Consider the following 4,484-nt stretch of genomic DNA (forward strand, 5'->3'; position numbering starts at 1 on the left):
CGTCGCGGGGTGGAGCAGTCTGGTAGCTCGTCGGGCTCATAACCCGAAGGTCGCAGGTTCAAATCCTGTCCCCGCAACCAAATGAATACATAATCAAATCCATCCCTTAGGACAATCTCCTAAGGGATTTTTTTGTTGGGGAATTTAATTTGTGATGAAAAAAGTGATGGGGACACGAGGGGGACATGGTTAGAAAATATGGGGACACAAGGGAGACATCTTCGAGATTTTCATGTACCCACGATTTTGTCAGGCCTTGCCTGACTCCACACCTTCGGTGGGGACAAAAATCCCTTATGCTCTTCTACCTCTCTTGAAAAACGACACTCAAAAATAAAAAGGATGCCTGAGCAATCCCCTTGTTACTTTTTACTAAGCAAAGAATGAAGCCAGAACCATACTCCTCTACTTTGTTCACTATTGGCTGCTAATTGTTTTTTTGTTTCTGCTATCTCTTTTAGCGCTTCTTTTAGCGCGATATCACGATTACTTTGCGTATCTAATGATTGGCGCTCCCTTCGGTCTTGCTCATCCATTCTCTGATTTAATTTTTCAAATCCTGATTGGATCATAAGCGCAAGTCCTTCTATTTTGCGCTCCAATTCCTGCATTTCTTGGCGCGTTATTAACTTATCTTTAGCGTCTGATACTGCCGTTTTTTCGTTAGCGCTGACCGCTAAAGCAGAGCCGCTATCCCTTGATACGACTATCTTAGCGGCTTCTTCATATGCTAACCCACCTTCACGAACAAGTGAAATAAAATGGCGCAGGTTTGCTACGTCGGAATCAAAGAAGCCGCGCTGCTGTCTTTCGTTTTTACTAAAGCGATACCCTGCTTCTTCTAGTTCCTTGCAATAACGGCGCAGTGTTGAAGGTTTCACCTGTAACATAGCTTCTAAGTCTTTCGATCCGTATACTCTCATTGGCGTGTTATTATCGCTCATTTTAGCGCTCACCTCACCAAAAGTATTCGTTATACTCATAGGGAGTCCCTTTGCAATGGCTGAAATTGTCGGTAATATGAGCCAATCCCTAAGGAATCCCTAAGGAATCCCTAAGGAATCCCTAAGGAATCCCTATAGCGGATACGATAACGATTCTAGGACGTTTTTTAAGCTAATATTGATTCCGAAGCCAGAATGGGAAGTGCGCATCTATACACCTTGCTACGCAGGTGTCCGATGCGTACTCGCTGACGCTCGACCGAAATTCAAACAAATGGTTTTTTATAAGATATGGAGTTTTCTTTTAACAGCCTTGCGGTTACAGACAGAAGGTATCTAACACATGATCCTTCTCTTCTTTATTAATCCCTATATACCGTAGGGTGATTTGTGGCGTGCTATGATTCAAAATATCCTGCAACATGGCCACATCTTTAGTCTGTTTGTAGAACCAATATCCGAATGTTTTTCGCATTGTATGAGTCCCTACAGCTTCCACAGATGCGAAGTTAGCTGCTTTTTGAAGCTGACGATAAGCTTGAATGGTCGAGATCGACTTGTCTCCCTTCCGTGAAGGAAAAAGCCAATTACTGTTTACCGATTGGGTATATTCATATACCTCTTCGTAGATCCCCGTAATGTTAATCATCCGCTCCTTTTTTGTCTTGCCCTCGCGGATCAAAAACTCTTTTCGCTTCTTTTTCTTTAGTCCGATAATAGTTTTAGTTTCTAGGTTGAGTAAATCCCCAATTCGTAAACCAGTATTAATGCCAATGAGAAACAGGATATAATCACGTTTCCCACAGTGTCTTCGTAATGCCCATTTCATATCCTCTAGTTGTTGCATATCCCGAATCGGCTGCACATCAATAAGATATTCGTTCTTACTCATTTTTTCTTCTCTCCTTTCTGAACTCAATAAAATCAATATTTTGAATGTATCCTTTTTTTGCTGAAAGTAAGGATAACAAGAAAAGCAAGGATAATAAAGGAATAAAGGGAGGATGAATGTAAACTTTTTTATAAAAGATTACATTCGATGTGAAAGGCAATTTTGAGGAATAGGTGGAATGAGGTCTACTATATTTCAGGGAAATATTCTATTGCTTTAAAGGTTAGCCTAAATAGCTGGGTAAAGGAACAATTCTCTAAAATTATTGGTCATGTTCTCTCGAGTTCGATAGAATAAGAAACAGCATCAGAAAATACCTGAAATAAAAGCAAAAAGGACACCTGATAGTTTTGCCGACCCTCAGTGTCCTTTTCTCCACAAACTACATATGAAAATCACAAACTACATATGAAAATCACATGCGAAAACTACATACGAAAGGCAAAATGCCATCCGTCACATATTATGCGCTCATTCTAGCATACCCCTATGCGATGGACAAGCCTTTTGTGTGCAGTTTTGCTTGCTTTTGTCGCTACTGCTGGAAGGGGAATCAATATGAACGAAAAAGCTGAAGAATATATTGGCCATCAGCCGAGACTCATCGAGGAATGGCATGAGTGCTACCTAAATGAACATAAAAAATTAGGATATGTGGCCACGTTGAAGATGCCGGAAGGACATCAACGTTTCTGGGGGCTCAATGATATAGAAAATCTTTTGGTATATAGCAAGAAACATCAAAAATCAGATGTTTATCTATCCTTAAATGGCTTTGCTTACGGAGACCGGAGTGTTAGCTCTCTGATGCAGGGGCGTAATATAGGAATCGATGTTGATCCACCTAAATTAGGTCTTGCAGTCAAAGACGCTGTAGAAAAGTTAAAACAATATGTAATGCAAGGCAGAATCCCAAATCCAAACCTAATTATTTATAGTGGTGGTGGAATTCAGCCGATTTATACGATTGCTGGTGGTGCCAGTCCGAAAATGGGTTATCTCATGCACTATATCACCATTCAATACATTTCTTTGTTGCGTAAGATTGGCAGTGACCCAGCAGCATCAGACCTAGCACGTATGCTTCGAATGCCAGGTACAGTAAATACAAAGTATGGTGTAGAAGTAAAAGTAGAGATTTGGCGGCAACTAGAATACAGCTTGCAAGACCTATATGAATTCTGTACGCCAATAGAACAGGCTCAGAAGCGCGGAAAACGGCGTAAGGGTAGTATAGCGGTATTCACTGGTAAAGAGGGCGTAAAGACGCTCTATAGTCTTAATGCGGCCCGTGTGAGCGATTTGCAGAAGTTAGTAGAGATTAGGGGTGGGGATCTAACCTGCTGCCGTAACACATTCATTTACATCTATAGCTTTACTGTATGTTTGTTTTTAAAAAGCCGCGTTGATACAGGGGACTTTATCCAGCCGATACTAGAGCAGATTTACTCTAGAACTGATAAGCCAATGAAGAAAAGTGAGATCAACGCCACAATAAAAAGTGCCTGTGATGATGCTATTGAATTCATGGAAGCTTTCACCGCAAATGAATTCAGCATGAGAGGGCTTCCGCGTACTCTAATAAAGCCGATGAAGAATGAAACAGTCATTGATAAGCTAGGCATTACGGCCGATGAAATGAAGGCTATGCGCACGATTATAAGCGCTACAGTAAAGCGGGAACGAAATACAGAGAGCAAGCGTAATAAACGCCGTGAAATTGGAATGCGTCCAATGGCTGAGTATAATGAGGAGCGTAAGGAACAAAGGGAAGATAAGCTATGGCAGTTACAACAGGCAATAGAACGATACCCGAATCTATCGAATAGAAAGTTAGCTGCGTTATTAGCAGTTTCAGAAGGGTATATCCGTAAGTTGAAAAAGAAAATATAAAGTGCGTACTCATGTGTCCCTTTAAACAATATATATGGACTGGCTTTTGTTCCTTGGTCTGTCCATTAAACAATACATAGGTGTTTTTCTTTTTTCTTTTAGGGGCCGGAGCCCACAGCGGGAGGCGCAGGGCAGGTGTCTACCTGACCGTGTTATTTTCTGTGGGCTTTATGTTGCTTTTTTAGACTCTCTATTCTTTGTACTACGCTATTTTTTTGCTATCAGGCACTAGTCTTGGGCTTTTGAAGAGACTATTTGTGTCTTTTAAGAGCTAGTAGGGATTTAAGATGTTGGTACGAGAAGTATTAGAGCTAACGTTGCAGCCCGAAATGAACATCCAGCAGATAGCGAAACATATTGATGGCTTAGGGAAAAAAAGATTATGTAAAGCTTTAGCTCAAGCTGGTTGTGTACCACTTTGGAAGTGGAAAGAAAGGGTGGCACTTTATAGGGGATATTCTAGAGAATCTGGATAAAAGCATCCTCGATCTTGTTGTAAAAGGGGTAGTAATTATTAAGCGAAAAAGAAACATTAACATTATTCCTTAAATTCCCTAAAAAATAAAGGTTGTAGAAAGTAAAATAACATGTTATATTATTAATCCGTCGCTGATGAGCTATATAAACTAGCGGTTGGGAAAAGTTAAGTAAAGCAAAAGTGCATTTACAAAACTAAATATTATGCTATAATAATAAAAGTTGAGAAAATGATAGATAGTTCTTTGAAAACTGAACAAAACACAAAACGTCAATGT

The 4,484-nt window shown here is 40.3% G+C and carries 4 protein-coding genes and 1 tRNA gene; 3 read left to right on the forward strand and 2 right to left on the reverse strand.

What is annotated here, in order from left to right; translation table 11 throughout:
- Positions 1–3 precede the first annotated feature (3 nt).
- A tRNA-Met gene (locus EP737_RS24975) sits at positions 4–80 on the forward strand.
- A gap of 282 nt (positions 81–362) precedes the next feature.
- Here the strand turns inward: EP737_RS24975 and EP737_RS24980 are convergent.
- Positions 363–983 (reverse strand): DUF3967 domain-containing protein, encoded by a 621-nt coding sequence (locus EP737_RS24980; RefSeq protein ID WP_129732105.1) that lies wholly within the window; start codon positions 981–983, stop codon positions 363–365.
- 280 nt (positions 984–1,263) lie between these two features.
- Complete coding sequence (locus EP737_RS24985; protein ID WP_129732107.1) at positions 1,264–1,836, reverse strand: tyrosine-type recombinase/integrase; 573 nt, start codon at positions 1,834–1,836, stop codon at positions 1,264–1,266.
- A 558-nt stretch (positions 1,837–2,394) separates the two neighbouring features.
- Here EP737_RS24985 and EP737_RS24990 point away from each other — a divergent pair.
- Both EP737_RS24990 and EP737_RS24995 read left to right on the forward strand, forming a co-directional pair.
- Entirely contained in the window at positions 2,395–3,729 is a 1,335-nt protein-coding gene (locus tag EP737_RS24990) for an AsnC family protein (protein ID WP_129732109.1), read from the forward strand.
- Between the two features lie 287 nt (positions 3,730–4,016).
- Positions 4,017–4,205, forward strand: a complete 189-nt coding sequence (locus EP737_RS24995; protein WP_129732111.1) for a hypothetical protein — start codon at positions 4,017–4,019, stop codon at positions 4,203–4,205.
- The last annotated feature ends 279 nt before the right edge of the window (positions 4,206–4,484 follow it).

The sequence above is a fragment of the Ectobacillus funiculus genome (assembly GCF_004138295.1).
Lineage (GTDB): Bacteria > Bacillota > Bacilli > Bacillales > Bacillaceae_G > Ectobacillus > Ectobacillus funiculus.

Bases quoted from the DNA above. Each gene is read 5' to 3' on its own strand.
- EP737_RS24980 (WP_129732105.1), bottom strand. From the start codon at position 983: ATGAGTATAACGAATACTTTTGGTGAGGTGAGCGCTAAAATGAGCGAT.
- EP737_RS24985 (WP_129732107.1), bottom strand. From the start codon at position 1,836: ATGAGTAAGAACGAATATCTTATTGATGTGCAGCCGATTCGGGATATG.
- EP737_RS24990 (WP_129732109.1), top strand. From the start codon at position 2,395: ATGAACGAAAAAGCTGAAGAATATATTGGCCATCAGCCGAGACTCATC.
- EP737_RS24995 (WP_129732111.1), top strand. From the start codon at position 4,017: ATGTTGGTACGAGAAGTATTAGAGCTAACGTTGCAGCCCGAAATGAAC.